We start from the raw sequence: 2,787 nt of genomic DNA on the forward strand, positions 1-2,787 counted from the left end.
TGGTTACGGCTGCAGAGCCCGGGGCGTATGCGCCTCAGGCGGCTCAGCTGGCTGCCGCGACGGTGTTGGGTTGGGTGCAGCAGTGGCTGGCCGATCCCGAGACGGACGATTCGCGGTTGGTGGTCTGGACCCAGGGCGCGGCCGCCGGACAGGACCTGGCGGGCGCTGCGGTGGCGGGCCTGGTCCGCTCGGCCCAGTCCGAGCACCCCGGCCGCCTCCTGCTGGTCGACGTCGACCCGTCAACCGGCCTGGACCCGGACCGTGACGCCGACGTGGACACCGTCCTGGCTGTGGCACTGGAAGCCGGCGAGCCTGAGGTCTGCGTCCGTCCCGCTGCTGACGGCGGGGGTGTCGTGGCGTTCGGGCGGCGGCTGGTCCGGGCCGGGACGGAGGAGCCCGGGACCGCGCCCGCCGAGTGGGATGCGCAGGGCACGGTGCTCGTCACGGGTGGAACGGGCACGCTGGGTGGGGAGTTGGCCCGGCACTTGGTGGATGCCCGTGGCATGCGGCACCTGGTGCTGATGTCGCGGCGCGGCCCGGCCGCGCCGGGGGCGGCCCGCCTGGTCGTGGAGTTGGCACGGTCGGGCGCGGAGGTTCGGGTGCAGGCCGGCGATGCCGCCGACCGTGACGTCCTCGCCTCGGTGTTGGCCAGGATCGCGACGGATCGGCCGTTGACCGCCGTGGTGCATGCCGCCGGTGTGATCGACGACGTGACGGTGGAGTCGCTGACGCCCGAGCGGATGGCGACGGTGCTGGCCGCCAAGGCCGACGCGGCCTGGAACCTGCACGAGCTGACCGAGGGTGCGGGCCTGGCGGGCTTCGTGCTCTACTCCTCGGCAGCTTCCATCCTGGGGAGCCCCGGCCAAGGAAGTTACTCCGCCGCCAACGCGTTCCTGGACGCGCTGGCCACCCAGCGCCGCGACCGGCAGTTGGCCGGCCAGTCGCTTGCCTGGGGGCTGTGGGCTCAGGCGTCGGAGATGACCGGGCACCTCGACGGAACCGGTCTGTCCCGCCTGCGTCGTGGCGGCATCCAGCCCATGACGACCGTTCAGGGCCTGGCACTGTTCGAGGCCGCCGCCGCGCTGGGCGCCCCCTTGGCGGTCCCGGCCCGACTGGACCTGGCCGCGCTGTCGCGTGCCGGGGGGCCGTTGCCTCCGCTGCTGCGCGGCCTGGTCGCCGGTGTCTCCGCACGTCCGACCGCAGCTGTGGCCGCGGCTGCGGCCGGCTTGGCGGCCAGGTGGGCGGCCCGGTTGGCGGCGCTCAGTCCCGCAGAGCGTGAGCAGGAGGTCCTGCAGATCGTCCGGGCCGCTGTCGCTGTCGTCATGGGCCATGCCGACCCCGGGGACGTCGATCCGCAGCGTGCCTTCCGTGAGATGGGCATCGACTCCCTGACCGCGCTGGAGCTCCGCAACCGGCTGTCGGCCGAGACGGGCCTGAGCCTGCCCGCCACCCTGGTCTTCGACTACCCGACACCGGCCGCGGTCGCCGAGTACCTGCGGCCGGGAATGGTCGCCGACGGCGAGGCGGGGACGGCCCCGATGATCGCCGAGCTCAGCCAGCTCGAATCCCGTCTCCTGAACCTGGCGGCAACATGCGAGGCGCCCGACGGAATCACGAGGATCCTGCGCGGAATGCTGTCCAAATGGATGGATGCGCAGGGCGAGGTCCAATCGGCGGCCGAGTCCGATGACGCTTCCATAGAGTTTGATTCAGCTACTCCTGATGAAGTATTTGATTTCCTTGACAAAGAATTCCGATTGCATGAGTCGGAACCGGATGACTTTGATCGACGAGTCGATGAGGAAGCCCTTTAATGGAGAATCAGGAAAAGCTCTTCGACTACCTGAAGAAGACGTCGGCTGAACTCGTCCAGATGCGCAAGCGCCTCAGGCACATGGAAGCACGCGAGCATGAGCCGGTGGCGATCGTGGGTATGGGGTGCCGGTTCCCGGGCGGGGTCGAGGGCCCGGAGGGCTTCTGGCAGCTGATCGCCGGAGGCACCGACGCGATGTCGGGATTCCCGGTTGATCGCGACTGGAACCTGGAACGCCTGGACGGCTCCGACCCCGGCGACGAGAGCACCTCCTTCGCCCGGGTGGGTGGGTTCCTTGACGGCGCTGGTGGGTTCGATGCGGAGTTCTTCGGGATCAGTCCGCGTGAGGCGTTGGGGATGGATCCGCAGCAGCGGTTGCTGTTGGAGACGTGTTGGGAGGCGCTGGAGGACGCGGGGATCGAGCCGGGTTCGCTGAAGGGCACCGACACGGGTGTCTACGCCGGCATCATCGCCTCGGGCTACCAGGCCGGGGAACAAACTGGCGCCGACGGTTATGTGATGACCGGGACTGCCGCGAGTGTGGCGTCGGGCCGGGTGGCGTACTCGCTGGGTCTGCAGGGGCCTGCGGTGTCGGTGGACACCGCATGCTCGTCGTCGCTGATGGCGATTCACCTTGCGGCGCAGGCGCTGCGGTCCGGGGAATGCGGGATCGCGCTCGCGGGTGGCGTCACGGTGATGGCCACCCCGGAGACTTTCGTGGAGTTCGCGCGGCAGCGGGGGTTGGCTGCCGATGGGCGGTGCAAGCCGTTCGCTGAGGCCGCTGATGGCACCGGTTGGGGCGAGGGCGTCGGTGTCCTGGTGCTGGAGCGGCTGTCCGATGCGCGTGAGCGTGGGCACCGGGTGCTCGCGGTGATCTCCGGTAGTGCGGTGAACCAGGATGGTGCGAGTAATGGTTTGTCGGCGCCGAATGGTCCGTCGCAGCAGCGGGTGATTCGGGCGGCGTTGGCGAGTGC

At 70.0% G+C, this 2,787-nt stretch carries 2 protein-coding genes; both read left to right on the top strand.

Annotated elements, in window-relative coordinates; translation table 11 throughout:
* On the top strand, nucleotides 1-1,814 hold a 1,814-nt coding region (locus ACFXB5_RS53270), incomplete at its 5' end, for an SDR family NAD(P)-dependent oxidoreductase (protein ID WP_385223237.1).
* Nucleotides 1,814-2,787, top strand: a 974-nt coding sequence (locus tag ACFXB5_RS53275; RefSeq protein ID WP_385223239.1) for a beta-ketoacyl synthase N-terminal-like domain-containing protein, incomplete at its 3' end; no start/stop codon positions are given. The genes ACFXB5_RS53270 and ACFXB5_RS53275, both read left to right, overlap by 1 nt.

Source organism: Streptomyces sp. NPDC059455, assembly GCF_042750115.1.
GTDB lineage: Bacteria > Actinomycetota > Actinomycetes > Streptomycetales > Streptomycetaceae > Streptomyces > Streptomyces endocoffeicus.